This window comes from Mesoterricola sp. JemC181, from assembly GCF_055384585.1.
The window spans coordinates 4,677,992-4,695,246 of sequence record NZ_AP045076.1; the positions used below are offsets into that span (position 1 = coordinate 4,677,992).

Below are 17,255 nucleotides of genomic sequence, written 5' to 3' on the forward strand. Positions count from 1 at the left end.
CCCTTTCGTGAGGCGGACCTAGGTCCGGGAGGAGAGTTTGGCGGAGAGCACGGCGAGGCCGATGGCGATGTCCTGGTCCTGGACGATGACGCCCGGGGGCAGGTCCAGGGGACAGCCGGTGAAGTTCCAGATGCCCTCGACGCCGGCCCGGGCCAGGCGCAGGGCCACCTCCTGGGCGGCGTCGGGGGAGACGGTGAGGATGGCCATGCGCGCGCCGAGCCGGCGCAGCTCGGGCTCCAGCCGGTCCATGTGCCACACGGGGGTGCTGTTCACCACCAGCCCCGCCAGGGCGGGGTCGATGTCGAAGGCGGCGCAGATGTCCAGCCCGTGGGCCCGGAAGCCCTCGTAGCCCAGGAGCGCCATGCCCAGGTGGCCCACGCCCACCAGCACCGCGTCCCGCACCTGGTTCCAGTTCAGGCAGTGCTCGATGGCCAGCACCAGCTCCTCCACCTGGTAGCCCATCTTGGGCAGCCCGGAGATGCCGATGAAGCCGAAGTCCTTGCGCACCTGCACGGCCTCCAGGCCGAGCAGCTCGCCCAGGCGCGCGCTGGACACCACTTCGCGACCCAGGCGGCGCATCTCGCGCACCACGCGCAGGTAGCTGGGGAGGCGCTGGACGGTTGTGAGGGGGAGGCTCCCGATCTTGTATCCGTAGGCCATGCCGCCTCCATATCAATTGCTACCATGGTATCGATACCATGGTAGCAATTGTGGACCGGCCGGCCGGGATGTCAAGCCGTTGATAATATTTATTGTTTTAATTGAGCTTGAAATTGACGCCGAAGGAGACCCGCACGGCCCGGTTCTCCTTCCCGATGGTGGGCGGGAAGAACACCCACCGCCAGGCGAAGGCCTCCGCGGCCGCCCGGAATTCCGGGGCGCCGCCCTCGCTCTCCACGTGGAGGGGGATGCCGTCCCTGCCCACCGCCACCCGCAGCCTCACGGCGGCCTCGGCCTTGGCGGCCAGCGCCTCCGGCGGATAGGTGGGTTTCTCGGGGCGGTAGGCCACCTGGAGATCGGCCATGGGCACCTCGGGGAGCGCCTCCAGGCCGCCCTTCGGGAAGGGCGCGGCCTTGGCGCGGGGATCCTGGGCGGCGGGATCCCAGGTGCGGGTCACCTGGAGCGTGAAGGGGCCCGCCTCGATGGCGTCCTGGGACAGGCCGGGTCCGTCGTTGGCCTTCCGGCTGGGCAGGACCTCCACGTCGACGATGACGGCGTGGCCGGACGTATTGTTGAAGGCGCGCTCGTTGAAGCCGCGCGGTCCGTCCTGGCGCACCACCTCCAGGCGGTACTTGGACCGGGGGATCTCGCCGGCGGCCTTCACGTCCAGGCCGAGGCGGGCGTTGGCCGGGATCTCGAAGGAGAAGAACCGGTTCCGGCTGGCGTTGCCCTGGATGGTGGCCATGGCCGCGTGGGCCGGAATGAACACGCCATTGAACCGGAAGGGGGAGTGCGGTGCCGGGGAGTCCAGGGTGGAGGGGCCGGCCTGGCCCAGGCGGAAGTCCACATCCAGCTCCACCCGCACGGCCTTGTACTTCATCCGGGCCGGCGGCGAGGAAAAGCAGAAGCGCCAGCCATAGTCCTCGGCGGCGGCACGGAGCCCGGCCGGCCCATCCTTGGCCGTCACCTGGACTGGCCAGCCCTCCCGGTCCACCACCAGTTCCAGCCGGACCAGGCCCTCGATCCGGGCGGCCTGGGCCGTGGGGGGGTAGTCAAGGCTGCGCGGGTGGAACCGCACCTGCATGGAACCGAGCTTGACCAGGGGCAGCGCCTTGATGGCCGCCTGGGTGAAGGGCACCGCCTTCGCCCTGGGATCCTGGGCGGCCGGATCCCAACTCCGCTCCACCTCCAGGATGAAGGGCCCCCCGGGCATGGCGATGAAAGCGCCATGGCGCCTCTCGATCAGGGGCGGACATACGCCCACGCCCACGTATTGGGTCTGGTCGGAAGTGTTCTCGAGCCAGCGTAGGTCGTTCTCCTCCGGGTGGCCCTTCCGTCCCACCAGAAGCTTGTAGCCCCTGTAGGGTTCGTCGCCATCCGGCCGGATCGTGAGCGTGAGCCGGGAGTGGGGCGGGATCTCGAAATACGCCTCCCCCCCGTAGATGGAGGCGACGCCCCTGAAGAACCTGGCGGAATCGAAGGCCGGGATCATCCCCGTGAAGCGCCAGATTCTCGGGGCCTGGCCAAGGGCGGCCCCTGGGCGGGGAGCGGGGGCCGGGACGGGACCATCGGGCACCGGGAGGGGGGCGGGGAGGGGGGCCGCGGAGGACCGCGCCGCGGCGTCGGGCGGGTCCTCCAGCGGCAGCTGGTAGAGGGCGGCACGGGTGGGCTCGGCCTGGGCGGGGGCCGCGGGCGCGGCCTGGAGCGAAACCACGGCGGGCTTCAGGGGCGGTTCCGGAGGCGCGGCCACGAGGGGCGTCCAGTGGACGCCGTTGGCGAGGACGGTGACGGCGGCCAGGGCGAGGAGCCCGGGGCGGGTGAGGGTCTGGGTGGGAAGCATCGGAATGAGCAGGCGTTTGATGCGGTGCATGAGGGAGCCTCCGTGGCCCGAGGGGGCCAGCTGGGTGGGTGGGCCGTGGCGCAGGGCCTCCAGGTCCGCCAGGGCCTGGGCGAAGCGCAGGCCCCCGCCGCAGTGGGCCGCGGCGGCGTCGTCGCAGCAGTGCTCCCGCTCCGCGCGGATCTCGCGGGAGAGCCACCACACGGCGGGGTGGTAGAAGAAGACGACCTCCGCGACGTTCTGGAGGAAGTTCACGAGGAAATCCCGGCGCGTGATGTGGGCGAGTTCGTGGGCGAGGACGGCCTCCAGGGAGGCCTCCGGCAGGGCCAGGAGGGCGGCGGCGGGCACGAGGATGACGGCCCGCCAGAAGCCCACCACCAGGGGCGAGTCCACGAGGTCGGAGACCACCAGCCGCACGGGGCGGGCGTGACGGAAGGCCTCGCGGAGGCGCTCCAGGCTGGCCTCGAGGGCGGCGGGCGCGGGGCGGGCTCCTTGCAGGCAGGGCCCGTAGAGCCAAAGGAGACCCGCCCCCAGCCTCAGGGCCAGGGCACCGCTGCCGGCGGACCAGGCCAGGAGGATCCACGGCAGCCGCGCATGGAGCTGCTCCCGGAGATCCGGTGGCAGCACGGTGACGACCCCGGAGAACGTCGCCGCCGGCTCGATGGCCAGGGCCTCCGGCCGCGCCGCGGCGACGGTGGCCAGGAAGGCCAGGACCATGGCCAGGAGGCCCAGGCAGCCCACCAGGTACCGGGTCTGGGGACGGTGCGCGAAGCGCAGCGCCAGGAAGGCGGCGCACCCGATGAGGGCGCCCTCCCAGAGGAAGTGCACCAGCCCCCAGGCGAAGGCCTGGAGCCACGGGGCGAGGGCGGCGGTGCTCATGGCGCCTCCGCCTTCCGGCGGGCCTTGTCCAGCATCCGCTGGATCTCCTCCCACTCCTCCGGAGACGCCGCCTGGGACTCCAGGGCCCGGACCATGAGGTCCTTGGCGCTGCCTCCGAAGGCCCGGCGGACCAGGTCCTGCACCAGGAAGGCCTGGGTGGGCTCCTGGTCCCGGGCCGCGCGGTAGACGTGGGTCATGGCCGAGGCGTCCCTCGTGACCAGGCCCTTGTCCGCCATGATCTGCATGAGCTTCAGGACGGTGGTGTAGCCCAGGTCGCGTTCCCGGGCCAGTTCCGTGTGCACGTCCCGCACGGTGGAGGGGCCCCGGCGCCAGAGGACGCTCAGGATGGCGAGCTCGCCGTCCGAGGGACGGATGGGATCGGGGCTCATGGAGACTCCGGGGTGATGAAGCAAAGATACGAACCTATTCGTAGGTGTCAAGGGCCCGGAATATTAATTTCCTCGGAAACTCATGGGCAGGGCATCCGTGCCGAAAATTCCTCTGCCCGCCTCACGGCGCGGCAGCGGAGGCAGCCATGTCCATCGACGTTCGGGGCACGATCCGGGGGCGGCTCGCCGCCATGGTGGCGATCCCGGTGGCCTTCCTCGCCATCTACTGCGTGGCCGACGCCCTGGGGAGCCTGAAGGCCTACCGGGAGTCCCGGGCGGCCATGGCCCTCGCGGAGGTGTGCGTCCGGGTGGGCGACGTGGTCCACGAGCTCCAGAAGGAACGCGGCGCCACGGCCGGATATCTGAGCAGCGGCGGGAAGCGGTTCGTGGACGAGAAGGCGGCGGCGCGAAAGCAGGCGGACCTGCGCATCTCGGACCTCCGGGGGACCCTTTCGGGCCTGGACCTGGGGGCCCAGGCGCCGGGCGTCCTTGCCAAGGTGCGCAGGGCGGACGGGAGCCTGAACAAGCTGACAGGCTGGCGGCAGTCGGCGGACGCCTTGGCGGTGGCCCCGCCCCAACACGTGGCCAATTATTCAGGACTCATCGGCGGCCTTCTGGAGGTGGTGGAGGAGATCCCCCGGAACACGCGGGATCTCGGGCTCTTCTCGACCTCCCAGGCCTACCTCCAGGTGATGCGCGTGAAGGAGCAGTCGGGCATCGAGCGGGCCACACTCAACACGGCCTTCACCGCCGACCGCTTCCAGGAGGGCCTGTTCCGGCGCTTCTGCTCCCTGGTGGGCCAGCAGGAGGCCGGCGTCCAGACCTTCCGGAGCCTGGCGGCCCCCGCCCAGGCGGCCTTCCTCGACAGGGAGCTGAAGGGGCCCTTCGCCGCGGGCGTGGACGGGTTCCGGGCGGTGGCCTTCGACCGGGGCGGGCAGGGCGGCTTCGGGGCGGATTCGGCCCAGTGGTTCCGGCTCGCCACGGCCCGCATCGACGCCCTGAAGGCGGTGGAGGCCCGCATGGGCGCCGATCTGCGGGCCATGGTGCAGGCCAGCCTGGACCATGCCCGGCGCGGCATGGCGCGTGCGGCCCTGGTGATGGCGCTGGCGCTGGGCCTGTCCGTGTTCCTGGCGGTGACCCTGGCCAGGGGGATCATCCGGCCCCTCCAGGTGTGCTCGGCCTCCCTGGGGCGCATCTCCGCCGGGGACATCCCCGGCCGCATCACGGAAACCTACTATGGCGAGTTCAACGAGATCCGGGACAACCTCAACCGCTGCACCGGGGCCGTCAACGCGCTGGTGGCCGACGCGGGCATGCTGAGCCGGGCCGGGGTGGAGGGCAAGCTGGCCACCCGCGCCGACGCGTCCAAGCACCAGGGGGACTTCCGCAGGATCGTCCAGGGCGTCAACGACACCCTCGACGCCGTCATCGGGCCGCTCAACGCCGCCGCCGACCACGTGGACCGCATCTCCAAGGGCGATCTTCCCCCGCGCATCACCGCCGACTACCCCGGCGACTTCAACGGGCTGAAGAACAACCTCAACCGGTGCATCGACGCCGTGGGGGCCCTGGTGGCCGACGCGGGCATGCTGAGCCGCGCGGCGGTGGAGGGCCAGCTGGCCACCCGCGCCGACGCGTCCCGGCACCAGGGCGATTTCCGGCGCATCGTCCAGGGCGTCAACGACACCCTCGACGCCGTCATCGGGCCGCTCAGCGAGGCCGCAGGGCACGTGGACCGCATCTCCAAGGGCGACCTCCCCCCGCGCATCACCGCCGACTACCGGGGCGACTTCAACGAGCTGAAGAACAACCTCAACCAGTGCATCGACGCCGTGGGCGCCCTGGTGGCCGACGCGGGGATGCTGAGCCGGGCGGCGGTGGAGGGCCAGCTGGCCACCCGCGCCGACGCCTCCAGGCACCAGGGCGATTTCCGGCGCATCGTCCAGGGCGTCAACGACACCCTCGACGCGGTCATCGGCCCGCTCCGGATGGCCGCGGACCACGTGGACCGGATCTCCAGGGGCGACCTCCCACCGAGGATCGAAGCCGAGTACCGGGGGGACTTCAACGAGATCAAGGCCAGCCTCAACCGGTGCATCGGCGCCGTGGGCGCCCTGGTGGCCGACGCGGCCATGCTGAGCGGCGCAGCGGTGGAGGGCCGGCTGGCCACCCGCGCCGACGCCTCCCGTCATCAGGGGGACTTCCGCCGCATCGTGCAGGGCGTCAACGACACCCTGGACGCCGTCATCGGCCCCCTCCGCGTGGCCGCGGACCACGTGGACCGCATCTCCAAGGGGGACGTCCCGGGCCGGATCACCGGGACCTACTACGGCGACTTCAACGAGATCAAGAACAGCCTCAACCGGTGCATCGACGCCGTGGGGGCCCTGGTGGCCGACGCGGCCATGCTGAGCCGCGCGGCGGTGGAGGGCCAATTGGCCACCCGCGCCGACGCCTCCCGGCACCAGGGGGACTTCCGGCGCATCGTGCAGGGCGTCAACGACACCCTGGACGCCGTCATCGGCCCCCTCAACGTGGCCGCGGGCTACGTGGACCGCCTCTCCAAGGGCGACCTCCCCCCGCGCATCACCGCCGACTACCGCGGCGACTTCAACGAGATCAAGAACAACCTCAACCAGTGCATCGGGGCCGTGGAGGCCCTGGTGGCCGATGCGGCCATGCTGAGCCGGGCGGCGGTGGAGGGCCAGCTGGCCACCCGCGCCGACGCCTCCAGGCACCAGGGCGACTACCGCAGGGTCGTCCAGGGCGTCAACGACACGCTCGACGCCGTCATCGGGCCGCTCACCGTGGCCGCGGACTGCGTGGACCGCATCTCCCGGGGCGACATCCCTCCGCGCATCACCGCCGACTACCGCGGCGACTTCAACACCATCAAGACGAACCTCAACCGGTGCATCGACGCCCTGGACGGCATGCTGCGCCAGACCCGGGCCGTCATCGGCTCGGCCCGCGAGGGGGACCTGGGCGCCCGGGCCGGCACGGACGGCGCCATGGGCGCCTACGGCGAGCTGCTGGCGGGGTTCAACGCCACCCTCGACGCCGTGGTCACCCCCATCCGGGAGGTGATCCGGGTGGTGGGGGCCCTGGAGCGGGGCGACCTCACCCAACGCATCGCGGGGGACTACCGGGGCGACTTCAAGGAGCTGGGCGACGCCATGAACAACTCCGTGGCGGGCCTGGGGCTGACCCTGGCGGGGATCCGCTCGGCCTCCAACACCCTGGCCGCGGCGTCGGAGGAGCTCTCCTCCAGCGTCGCGGTCATCGCCGGCACCGCGGAGCGCCTCCTGAAGCAGGCCGAGCAGGCTTCGACCGGCACCCAGGGCGCCAACGCCAAGGTGCGGGACCTGGCCGCGGGCGTGGGCGAGACCAACGCCCAGTGCGCCACCGTGGCGGCGGAGTCCGAGCAGGTCAACGGGCGCCTCCAGACCGCGGGGGCCGCGGTGGAGGAGATGAGCGTGAGCCTGGACATGGTGGGCGGATCCATGGAGCAGATGTCGTCCAGCATGGCCGTGATCTCCGATTCCACCGGGGCCATGACGGGGGCCGTGGACTCGGTGGCCGCGGCCATCCGGGAGATGGACGCCAGCCTGCGGGAGGTGTCCCGAAGCGCCGGCAAGGCCGCCACGGTGGCCGTCGGGGCCTCCCGCACCGCCGGGGACACGGCGCGGATCATGGACCACCTGGGCCGCAGCGCCCAGGAGGTGGGCAAGGTGGTGGACCTCATCAAGGGCATCGCCGCCCAGACCAACCTCCTGGCCCTCAACGCCACCATCGAGGCCGCCAGCGCGGGCGATGCCGGCAAGGGCTTCGCCGTGGTGGCCGGCGAGGTGAAGGAGCTCGCCAAGCAGACCGCGTCGGCCACCGAGGAGATCCGCTCCCGCGTGGCCGAGATCCAGGAGAGCACGGGCCAGGCCGTTGCGGCCATCGGGGGGATCGTGTCGGTGATCGACGAGATCAACGCCATCTCCGCCGGCATCGCCGTCGAGGTTGAGGAGCAGACCCGCACCACGGGCGGGATCTCCACCAAAGTCGCCGAGGCCGCGCAGAACGCCGGGGAGGTCTCCCGAAACGTCAAGGTCGCCGCCGCCGGGACCCACACCGTCAGCCGCAACCTGCGGGAGATCGCCACCGGGGGCCAGGAGGTGAGCCGCAACGTCCAGGACGCCGTCCTGGGGGTGCGGACCATCTCCCGGAACATGGCGGACCTGGCGGACCGCACCACGGGCATGGCCGCCACCAGCGGGCGCGCCGCGGACGACGTGGACGGGGTGGCGCGGAGCATCGCCATCGTCACCACCGCCACCATGGAGACCGCCCGGGGCGTGGGGGAGATCCGCAAGGCCTCCACGGACCTGGCCCGGCTGGCCGAAACCCTCCGGGCCTCGGTGGAGGCCTTCCGGCTCTGAAGTCCGCCCTTGCGCGCCAACGGATTACGCCGAGGTGAAGGGGCCGGCCCGGACCGACATCCAGAAGAATTACGGGAGCTGCGGTTATCCTGGAGGTACGTCATCCCGGGATCACCATGCACCGCTTCGCCCTTCTCTGCCTCCTCCTCGCCCTGCCGGTCCCGGCGGCCCCGACCCTGGAAGGCACGGTGCAGCCCTACCGCAAGGTGGAGGTGAGCGCCCACGTCTCCAGCCACGTCGTGGACCTGAAGGCGGCCGAGGGGGACACCGTCAAGGCGGGGCAGCCCCTGGCCCAGCTGTATGCGCGGCTGGAGGAGCTGGAGATGAAGCGGTCCAAGGCCCTGCTGGACCGCCGCGAATACGAGGCCAAGGGGGCCCGGAGCCTGTTCGACAACCGGGTGATCCCGGAGGCCAGGGCCATGGAGTCCCGCATCGACCTGGAGCTGGCGCGGCTCAATTTCGAGACCGCCGCCGAGCAGGTCCGCCTGCGCACCATCCTCGCCCCCATCGACGGCCTCGTGGTCGAGCGCACCCGCGAGCTGGGCGAGGCCGTGGGCGCCTCCCAGGTGGTGTTCCGCATCCTGGACCTGAGCAAGGCCACCATCCTCTGCACCGCCAGGCCCGACAAGGTCGCCCGCCTGGTTCCCGGCCAGAAACTCACCGTCCACGTGTCCATCCCGGAGGGCATGACCGCCCTGCAGGCCGAGGTGGTCCTGGTCTCCCCCTGCCCGGACGCCTCGGGCCTCATGCGGCTCAAGCTCCTGGTGCGCGATCCCGCGCCGGGCCTGCGCGCCGGCCTGAAGGCCCTGGTCGACCTGCCCGAAGCCCCCTGAAAGGAAGCCCATGGTCCAGCTCGTCACGCAGCCTTTCGTCCTCCGCCCCGAGGGCAACAAACCCAAGCTCATCGAGGAGTTCGTGGGCAACGTGGCCTCGGGCACCCCGGAGGTGAGCATCGCCCGCATGAAGGCCTCCGAAGGCTGGATGGAGCCGGGGCAGACGCCGGAGTTCGACGAGTACACCCTGGTGCTGGCCGGGACCCTGCGGGTGGAGACCCGGGAGGGCGTGACCGAGGTGCAGGCCAATCAGGCCGTGATCACCCGGGCGGGGCAGTGGGTGCGCTACAGCGCGCCGGGGGCGGGGGGGGCGGAGTACGTGGCGGTTTGCCTGCCCGGGTTCCATCCCGACACGGTGCACAGGGATTAGGTTTTTTGGTATGGCATTCGTCGTGATCGGGTCCAGGGTCTGACCAGCCTTCCCCCATCCCCCTCTATCCAGTCCATCGGCGTTCCTCCCCGTTCCCTTCTTGGGGGCAGGGAGCCGCGGCGCTCCACGCCAATGGACCCTCGCGCCGAAAGCCCCGGCTCCAAGGAAGGGAACGTGGAGGAACGCCGATGAAGAAGGATGAACATGATGTCTAGCTGGGCGGCAGATCCTTGGACTGGAGCTGAATGGTCAACTCCCCCGGCTGGCCGCTGACCATCCACAGGGCATCCTCGCTGAACGTCAGCCCCCGCGCCTGCAGCATCGTATTCATCGACACCAGGACGGCCCTGGGCTCCGTGGGGTGGCGCTGCACGCCGGGGCGGGCGCAGAGGCTGTCGATCAGCTTGTCCAGGAAGGGGCCGACGATCTTCTCCACGGGCATGGCGGAACGGATCTCGGCCACCTTGATCCGCACCTGCCCCGCGCCCTCCCCGGCCACCTCCAGGCGGAGCGTGGGGCTCAGGCTCATGAACCCCTCCCCGGCCTTGAAGGTCAGCTCTGCGCCGTCGGGAAGGAAGCGGGAGGCTACGTAGGAGATGCCCACCGGCGACTTGCCGGCCGCGGCGGCAAGGCCCAGGCGGCACATCTTCTCGAGCCAGGGGTCGCCCAGGGTCGCGGTGAGGCGCTGGACCTTGAGGGCCAGGGCCGGCGTGCCGCCGGTGGGGACGGTGTCGAAGGCCAGTTCCTGGATGAGCACGTCCGTGGTCAGCGGCATGGCGGGACTCCTCGGCGGGTGCACCACGATATCAGGATCGACGGCCGCGGCTACTCCGCCAGGTGGATTCCCGCGTCGTCCATGGTGATCTTCCGGCCCTTGTACAGGGCGCCCAGGGTCTGCTTGAAGACCTTCTTGCTGATGCCGAACAGGGCGTAGATCTCCTCGGGAGGGGTCCTGTCGCCCACCTTCAGGTGGCCGCCCTTGCGGGCCAGCACGGCCAGGACCTTCTCGGCGGCGGACTCCACCTTGGCGTAGCCGGGGGCGGCAAGGGCGATGTCGAGCTTGCCGTCGGGGCGCAGGGCCTTGACCCAGCCGTCCTGCCGGTGCCCCCGGGGCAGGCTTCCGAAGAGGTCGGACGTGTGCACGAGGCCGTAGTAGCGGTGGTCCACGATGACCCGCAGGCCCAGGTCGGTGGGCTCGTCCACCAGGACGGTGACCTTGTCGCCGGCGCGGTAGCCCTCGGCCTCGTCCCGGAGGAAGTCGTCCAGGCGCGCCGAGGCCGCCACCCGGCCGTCGTCGGCCTCGAACACGCAGACCATGATCCTGCGCCCCTCGGCGATGCGGCGCTTCTGCTCGAACTTCACCTCGCTCCAGGGCAGGAGGAGGTCCCTGGGCTGGCCCCAGGCCAGGAAGGCCCCGGCGTCCTTGACGGAAACGATGCGCAGGTAGGCGACGTCGCCGATCTTCACGGGCTCGTGGGTCATCAGGCGTCCTTCAGGAGGGCCAGCAGCGCGGCGGCGTCGAGCTGGGCGGCGACGGCGGTGCCGCTGAGGAGGTCCTCGGCGAGCTGCCGCTTCTGTTCGTGGAGCCTGAGGATCTTCTCCTCCACGGTGCCCTTGAGGACGAGGCGGTACACCGTCACGGGCCGGGTCTGGCCGATGCGGTGGGCGCGGTCCGAGGCCTGGTCCTCCACGGCGGGGTTCCACCAGGGGTCCATGTGGATGACGTAGTCGGCGCCCGTGAGGTTGAGCCCGGTGCCGCCGGCCTTGAGGCTGATGAGGAAGAGCTCCCCCTCCCCGGCCTGGAAGGCCTTGACGGCGGCGCTGCGCTTCTTGGCGGGGGTGGAGCCGTCCAGGTACTGGTAGCTGACGCCGCGGGCGTCCAGGGCCGCGCGCAGCAGGCCCAGGTGGTCCACGAACTGACTGAAGACCAGGGCCCGGTGGCCGTTCTCGCGCAGCTCGTCCACCAGGTCCAGGAAGGCCTCCAGCTTGGAGGAGGGGATGTCGGCGTTGTCCTGCACCAGGGACACGTTGCAGCAGGCGCGGCGCAGGCGCATGAGGGAGGCCAGCACCTGCATGGTCTGGCCGGGGGTTCCGTCCAGGGCCTCCAGGCTCTGGCGGCGCAGGGCCTCCAGGAAGGCCATCTCGGCCTCCGACGGCTCCAGGGCCAGCACGATCTCGGTGCGGGCCGGCAGCTCCGTGAGCACCTGGGCCTTGGTGCGGCGCAGGAGGAAGGGGCTGACGATGCGCCGCAGGCGCGAGACCGCCTCGGCGTCCTGGTCCCGCTCGATGGGCTCCTGGAACCGCTTGCGGAACTGGTCCAGGGACCCCAGCAGGCCGGGGTTGAGGAAGTTGAAGAGGTTCCACAGCTCGGCCAGGTGGTTCTCCACGGGCGTGCCCGACAGGAGCACCCGGAAGCCGGCCTGGAGGTCCATGACGGCCTGGCTGCGCTTGGTGAAGGCGTTCTTGATGTTCTGGCCCTCGTCCAGCACGGCGGTGGCCCAGGGGATGCGCTGGAGCCGCTCGGCCTCGAGCGAGAGCAGGCCGTAGGTGCAGATGAAGAGGTCGTAGGGGCCGGCGCCCTTGAGGGAGGCCTCCCGGTCCCCTTCCCCGAAGCGCTTCACGTTGAGCTGGGGCGCGAACTTCTGCGCCTCGGCCTCCCAGTTGGAGCAGACGCTGGTGGGGGCGACGACCAGGCCGGGGCCGGCCCCGGCCCGGGCGAGGAGCATGGCCAGGGTCTGGACGGTCTTGCCCAGGCCCATGTCGTCGGCGAGGCAGGCCCCCAGGCCCGCCTCGGCCAGGCGCAGCATCCAGTGACAGCCTTCGGTCTGGTAGGGGCGGAGCTCGGCCTGGAGGCCCCCGGGGACCGCGGGCTCCAGGCCCATGGCCCCGTGGAGCCGCTCCAGGAGCCCCGTCCAGGCCTTGTCGGCCTTGAACTCGCCCAACTCGCCGGCCAGGCCCTCCAGGGCCAGGGCGCCCAGGCCGGGCAGCCGCAGGGCGCCGCCCTGCACCTCGCCCAGGGCGCGCAGGTCGTCCAGGCGCCGGCGGAAGGTCTCGGCCAGGGCGTAGACGCGGCCGTCGCCCAGCTTCACGAAGCGGGCCCCGGGCTTCTCCGAGGCCTGCAGGAGCTCCTGGAGGCTGGCCACGCGGCCCTCGTCCAGCTTGAGCTCCCCCTCGGCGTCGAACCAGGTGCCGTGGCGCTTCAGGCGCAGGCTCATGGCGTCCATGCCGATGGTGCGGGGCGGGCTGAGGCGCCCGCCCTCGGGCCACTGCACCGCGGCCAGGCCCTTGGCGTTCTCCAGCTCCAGCAGGAGGGTCATGCAGCTTTCGGGATCGTCGATCATCCACTCCGAGCGCCCCTCCTCCAGGGGCAGGGTGGGCAGGGCCTCCAGCAGGGCCTCGGCCGCCGCGGTCTCGGCCTGGAGGTCGCGCGCCACCAGGCGGGTGGCGCCCTGGTGCTCGACCATGAGGTTGGAGCCGCCCTGGCCCGGGGGGTAGTAGCCGCCCCCCTTCAGGGGCTCCACGCGCAGCTGGGCCTTGAGGCCCTGGTGGAAGGGCATGAGCAGGAGCTGGATGCCGGGGTCGCCGTCCACCTTGGCCATGCCGGCCTTGCGGGCGGCCTCGTCCTTGACGGCCACGTCGGAGTGGATGGTCACCATGGGGGCCACGGCGCGCAGGGCCTTGAGCACCTGGGCCTCGGCGGCCAGGGGCACCTGGAGGCCGTGGCCCACGATGCCCTCGAGCTTGCGGTGGGCGGACGTCACGGTGATGACCCGCACCCGGAAGAGCCCGTCGTTCACCACCATCACATCGCCCTCCTCGAGGGGCGGCTCCAGGCGCAGCTCCAGCACCTGCCCCTTGCGGGTCACGCGCAGCTCGGGCTGGCCGGCCACCACTTCCACCCGGGAGGCCTGGTCCACTTCGCCTTCGGTCCAGAACACCAGGGGGTGGCCCACCAGGGCCTGCAGGGCCCCGTCCAGGTTGAGCTCGAAGCCCTTCCAGCCCTCGCGCACGCAGGCGATGACGGCCTGGTCCTGGGGCAGGAGGAAGTCGTAGGCGCGGCTCTCCTCCTTGAGCCGCTTCATGGAGATGGCCTTGCCGCGGGTCCACTGGCCGCGCGCGTCCAGGCGCTGCTCCCGGGGCTCGATGATAAAGGGGGCCTTGCCTTCGGCGTTGCGCCACACCCACCAGGCCAGGCGCCCGGGGCGCTGGCTGGCCATGGGCTTGACCAGGCCGTGCAGGTCCTCCAGGGCCTTCTCCCAGCTCTCGCTGTGCTGTACCAGGTCCAGGAAGGGGAAGCGTCCCGTGGAGAGCGCGCCGCGGCTGCGGCGGCCCATCTCCTCCAGCTCGCGGGCGAACAGGCCCAGGGGCAGGCCGGCCAGCTCCTGCTGGGCGCCTTCGAGCGCGGCCGGGGCGATCCGGGCCTCGCACAGGTAGCCGCAGAGCACGTCCACGAACCGCATGACCCCCGCGGGGCGGACCCGGGGCGGGAGTTCCTCGCGCAGGGGCAGGCCCGTGCGGTGGAGGAGGAGCCGCTGCAGGGGCTCGGCCACGGTGCTGAGGGGATCCCCGGGCTGGCGCCGGCCCAGGAGCTCCAGCCGCTCGGCGGCCATGCGCAGGCCGGTGTCGTCCCCCCGTCCCACGAAGGCCAGGAAGCAGAAGATGTCCATGAGCCCGGGCAGGTGGACCGCCTTGCGCCGGCTGCCCTGGCCGAGCGCGGCCAGGACGGTCTCGAAGCCGCCGGCGGCGGCCGCGGTCTGGCCCTGGACGAGGTTCATGGCGGCCTCCAGCAGGGCGATGGGGACCAGGGCGCGCTGCTTGGGCTGGAGCTTGTCCAGCAGGGTCCGGGCCTCCTCCACCCGCCCTTCCATGACCAGGTACTCCAGCATGGGTCCCAGGGGGCTGGGCCGGGTGCGGCTCCGGGCCTCCAGCCAGGCACGGAAGGGCTCGTTGGCGTGGTGGTGCACGGTCTGGTCGTGCAGGAGGGCCCAGGCGCCGTGGCTCTGCTGGGCCGGAGGCAGGGCCTCGAACCAGGCCGCGTCGAAGGGGCGGGAGCAGATGAGGGCCAGGGGGTCCCGGAAGGCCAGCGCGGCCCGGTGGGCGGCGCGGACCTTCTCCTGGGCCGTCAGCCAGTCCTCGGTGCGCCCCTCCAGGAAGGCCAGGCGGAACGCCGCCAGGTCCCGGCCCAGGGTGTCCAGGAGGACCTTGCCGGCGTCGTACGAGCACTGCCCGGCCACGGAGAGGGGCTTGAGCAGGCCCTTGCGGTGGGCCCGGCGGCACACCGCCTCCCGGGCGGCCTCGGCCACGGACCAGAAGCCCTTGTGCTCCTCCTGGGCGAGGCCCGCCTCCCGCAGGAGGCTGAGCATGGGCGTCATGGCCGCGGGGTTGGCGATCCACGGCTCGGCCTGGGGAGCCACGCGGCTGCGCACGAGGGTCTGGGCCAGATGGGCCCGGGCTGAGGCCTGGCCGATGGCGCCCATGGCCATCAGGAGCGCCTCAGGAAGGGACTGGAGCTTGTCCAGGTCGAAATCGGAAACCCAAAGAACTGGCATCTGGTCAGGTTAACCCCTTCCTGCAGTTTTGGCGCCGGAAGTTTTCGGCCGGGGGGCCTCCGCCGCCGTCCCGGGGAGCTCCGCCAGCGCGTCCAGGCCCGGCTTCAGGAACCCGGCCAGGCCCTGGGCGGCCTCCCGCGGCAACCCGTCGCACGTGGCGCGGGTCCCCTCGAACGGCCCGGCCCACCGCACCTTCCGGGCCCGCCGGGATGGCCGAGGTCACAGTGATCGCGGCCGTCCGGCCTCAGCGAAGCAGGACCACCCGTGGCGGCCCGGCCGCGGGGGGGCGGAGGCCGCGCACGCCGGCCAGCCTCAGGCCCACGCCCCTTCCCTTCCGCCTGGCTTCGTAGGTGGCCAGGCGGAAGTCGCCGGTGCGGTACGAGAATCCGTCGCCCGCGTCGGCGTAGATCCGGCCCGTGGCGCGACCCCGGGCGTCGAGCGCCACCAGCAGCGTCGTGGCCCCCTCGGGGGCGTCGCGGGTGGTCAGGATCTCCGGCCCCAGGGGCAGGATGGCGCCGGCGCGCAGGAAGAGCCGGGCCTGGAGCGGGTCCCCTGCCTCGCCCTCCACCAGGGCCAGCGGGATCCACGCGCCCCTGGGCTTCGGGGCGTCCTGGGCCCAGGCGGGCACCACCAGCAGGTCCGGCCCGATCATGAAGGCGCGTTCCTCGCTGCGCAGGGCGGGGTTGCCGGGGTCGGCCAGGAAGAGCGGGCGCATGACCGGGGCCCCCGTGCGCGAGGCCTCCTCGAAGCAGGTGTAGAGGTAGGGCAGCAGCCGGTAGCGGCGCAGCAGCGCGATGCGCGCGGTGCGCTCCGCGGCCTCGCCGAAGGCCCAGGGCTCCTTGTCCTGGGGGCCCTTGGCGGCGTGGCCCCGGCAGAAGGGGAAGAAGGCCCCCACGGCGCTCCACCGGGCCCACAGGTCGGCGGTCGCCCTGCCGGCGTAGCCGCCCAGGTCCGGGCCGTTGAAGGGCTGGCCCGACAGGCCCAGGTTCAAGGTCATGGGGATGGACTGCAGGAGGTCCCGCTCCGTGGAGGTGTTGTCCCCCGTCCAGGTGGCGGCGTGGCGCTGGCCCCCCAGGAACTGGGCCCGGCTCAGCACGAAGGGGCGCAGCCCGGGGCGCGCGGCCAGAAGGCCCTCCCGGGTGGCCTGGGCCATGAGGTTGCCGTAGAGGTTGTGGTACTGGCGGTGGGGGCCGGCGGGAAGGCCGTCTCCGCCGGCATGGCGGTTGTCCTCGGGCATGGTGCCGTCCGGCGTCCCGAAGACCGCGGGCTCGTTCATGTCGTTCCACACGCCATCCACCCCCTGGGCCAGGAAGGGGCCGTAGAGGCCCGCCCACCACGCCCGCACGGAGGGGCGGGTGAAGTCGGGGAAGACGCAGGCCCCCGGCCACACGTCGCCCTGGAAATCCTCGCCTGAAGCCGTCTTCACCCAGCCGCCGGCGCCGGACCGGAAGACGGCGTAGCCGGAGTCCGCCTTCACCCCCGGGTCGATCATCCACACGGTGCGGAAGCCCTGGCCGTGGAGGTCCGCGTTGAGCCTGGCCGGGTCCGGGAACTTCGCCGGGTCGAAGGTGAAGACGCGGTATCCGTCCATGTAGTCGATGTCCAGCCAGAGGACGTCGCAGGGGATGCCCCGCGACCGGAACTCCCGGGCCACTTCGCGCACCCGCGCCTCGGGCTCGTAGGAATAGCGGCACTGCTGGTAGCCCAGGGCCCACAGGGGCGGCAGTTCCATGCGGCCGGTGAGGTCCCCGAGGGCCGCCAGCACCGCCAGCGGGCCGGGGCGTTCGATGACCAGGACGGGGAAGGCGGGGCCCTGGCAGGAGAAGGTGACGCCCTCCTCGCAGCTGAGCTCGGCCTTCCAGCTGGAATCGAAGAGGACGCCGAAGGAAGTGCCGTCGCGCCGCACGCCCAGCACCCAGGGGTGGCTCTGGTAGAGGCGCCGGCCTCCGTCCTTGCCGTAGCCGTAGTTGTCGGTGTTCCAGAGCCGGATCCGGGAGCCGTTGCGCCGCAGGGGGCCGGTGACCTCGCCCGTGCCGTAGAGGTCCACGCCGGGTCCGCAGTCGAGGTGGGCGGTGGAACGACCGCCGCCGGCGCCGAAGGCGGGCCGGAGCTTCCAGGCCCGGGGCAGCGGCGCCCCGATGCGCGGCGCCCGGAGGAGACTGGGGGAGGGCCCGGGCTCCAGCCCCTCGGGCAGGAACAGCGCGATCCCCGGCCCGGCCAGCCCCGCGGCGCGGGTGCGAACCGGACCCGCCCAGAGGACCTGGACCAGCAGGAGGGCCAGCAGGAAGGTCCGGACCGCGCGCGCCTCCAC

At 72.1% G+C, this 17,255-nt stretch carries 10 protein-coding genes; 3 read left to right on the plus strand and 7 right to left on the minus strand.

All coding sequences use genetic code 11. From position 1 onward, the window contains the following. Window positions 1-18: 18 nt before the first annotated feature. The 3 genes from ACZ5MC_RS20435 to ACZ5MC_RS20445 all read right to left on the minus strand — a co-directional run bounded on the left by ACZ5MC_RS20435 (window position 19) and on the right by ACZ5MC_RS20445 (window position 3,765). A complete protein-coding gene (locus tag ACZ5MC_RS20435) occupies window positions 19-660 on the minus strand; it encodes a redox-sensing transcriptional repressor Rex (RefSeq protein WP_306597738.1) in 642 nt (213 codons plus the stop codon). Between the two features lie 97 nt (window positions 661-757). Next, window positions 758-3,376 carry a M56 family metallopeptidase gene (locus tag ACZ5MC_RS20440; RefSeq protein ID WP_464516656.1) on the minus strand — a complete coding sequence of 873 codons (2,619 nt, stop codon included), beginning with the start codon at window positions 3,374-3,376 and terminating at the stop codon, window positions 758-760. Further along, window positions 3,373-3,765: a BlaI/MecI/CopY family transcriptional regulator gene (locus ACZ5MC_RS20445; RefSeq protein WP_306597740.1), complete on the minus strand. Its 393-nt coding sequence runs from the start codon at window positions 3,763-3,765 to the stop codon at window positions 3,373-3,375. The genes ACZ5MC_RS20440 and ACZ5MC_RS20445 overlap by 4 nt, the downstream gene beginning before the upstream one ends. A gap of 146 nt (window positions 3,766-3,911) precedes the next feature. Between ACZ5MC_RS20445 and ACZ5MC_RS20450 the strand changes: the two genes are divergently transcribed. The 3 genes from ACZ5MC_RS20450 to ACZ5MC_RS20460 all read left to right on the plus strand — a co-directional run bounded on the left by ACZ5MC_RS20450 (window position 3,912) and on the right by ACZ5MC_RS20460 (window position 9,395). Next, window positions 3,912-8,192, plus strand: a complete 4,281-nt coding sequence (locus tag ACZ5MC_RS20450; protein WP_464516657.1) for a nitrate- and nitrite sensing domain-containing protein — start codon at window positions 3,912-3,914, stop codon at window positions 8,190-8,192. 116 nt (window positions 8,193-8,308) lie between these two features. Further along, window positions 8,309-9,025, plus strand: a complete 717-nt coding sequence (locus ACZ5MC_RS20455; protein WP_306597742.1) for an efflux RND transporter periplasmic adaptor subunit — start codon at window positions 8,309-8,311, stop codon at window positions 9,023-9,025. A 10-nt stretch (window positions 9,026-9,035) separates the two neighbouring features. Then, window positions 9,036-9,395, plus strand: coding sequence for a cupin domain-containing protein (locus tag ACZ5MC_RS20460; protein ID WP_306597743.1), 360 nt, complete (start codon window positions 9,036-9,038; stop codon window positions 9,393-9,395). A 211-nt stretch (window positions 9,396-9,606) separates the two neighbouring features. On the opposite strand, the gene ACZ5MC_RS20465 is transcribed toward ACZ5MC_RS20460, so the two are convergent. The 4 genes from ACZ5MC_RS20465 to ACZ5MC_RS20480 form a co-directional block, all read right to left on the minus strand. Then, window positions 9,607-10,170, minus strand: a complete 564-nt coding sequence (locus ACZ5MC_RS20465; RefSeq protein WP_306597744.1) for a hypothetical protein — start codon at window positions 10,168-10,170, stop codon at window positions 9,607-9,609. Between the two features lie 50 nt (window positions 10,171-10,220). Beyond that, window positions 10,221-10,877, minus strand: coding sequence for a CvfB family protein (locus ACZ5MC_RS20470; RefSeq protein WP_306597745.1), 657 nt, complete (start codon window positions 10,875-10,877; stop codon window positions 10,221-10,223). Next, window positions 10,877-14,944 carry a DEAD/DEAH box helicase gene (locus tag ACZ5MC_RS20475; protein ID WP_306597746.1) on the minus strand — a complete coding sequence of 1,356 codons (4,068 nt, stop codon included), beginning with the start codon at window positions 14,942-14,944 and terminating at the stop codon, window positions 10,877-10,879. Before ACZ5MC_RS20475 ends, ACZ5MC_RS20470 begins: the two co-directional genes overlap by 1 nt. A gap of 244 nt (window positions 14,945-15,188) precedes the next feature. Next, window positions 15,189-17,255 (minus strand): TIM-barrel domain-containing protein, encoded by a 2,067-nt coding sequence (locus tag ACZ5MC_RS20480; protein WP_464516658.1) that lies wholly within the window; start codon window positions 17,253-17,255, stop codon window positions 15,189-15,191.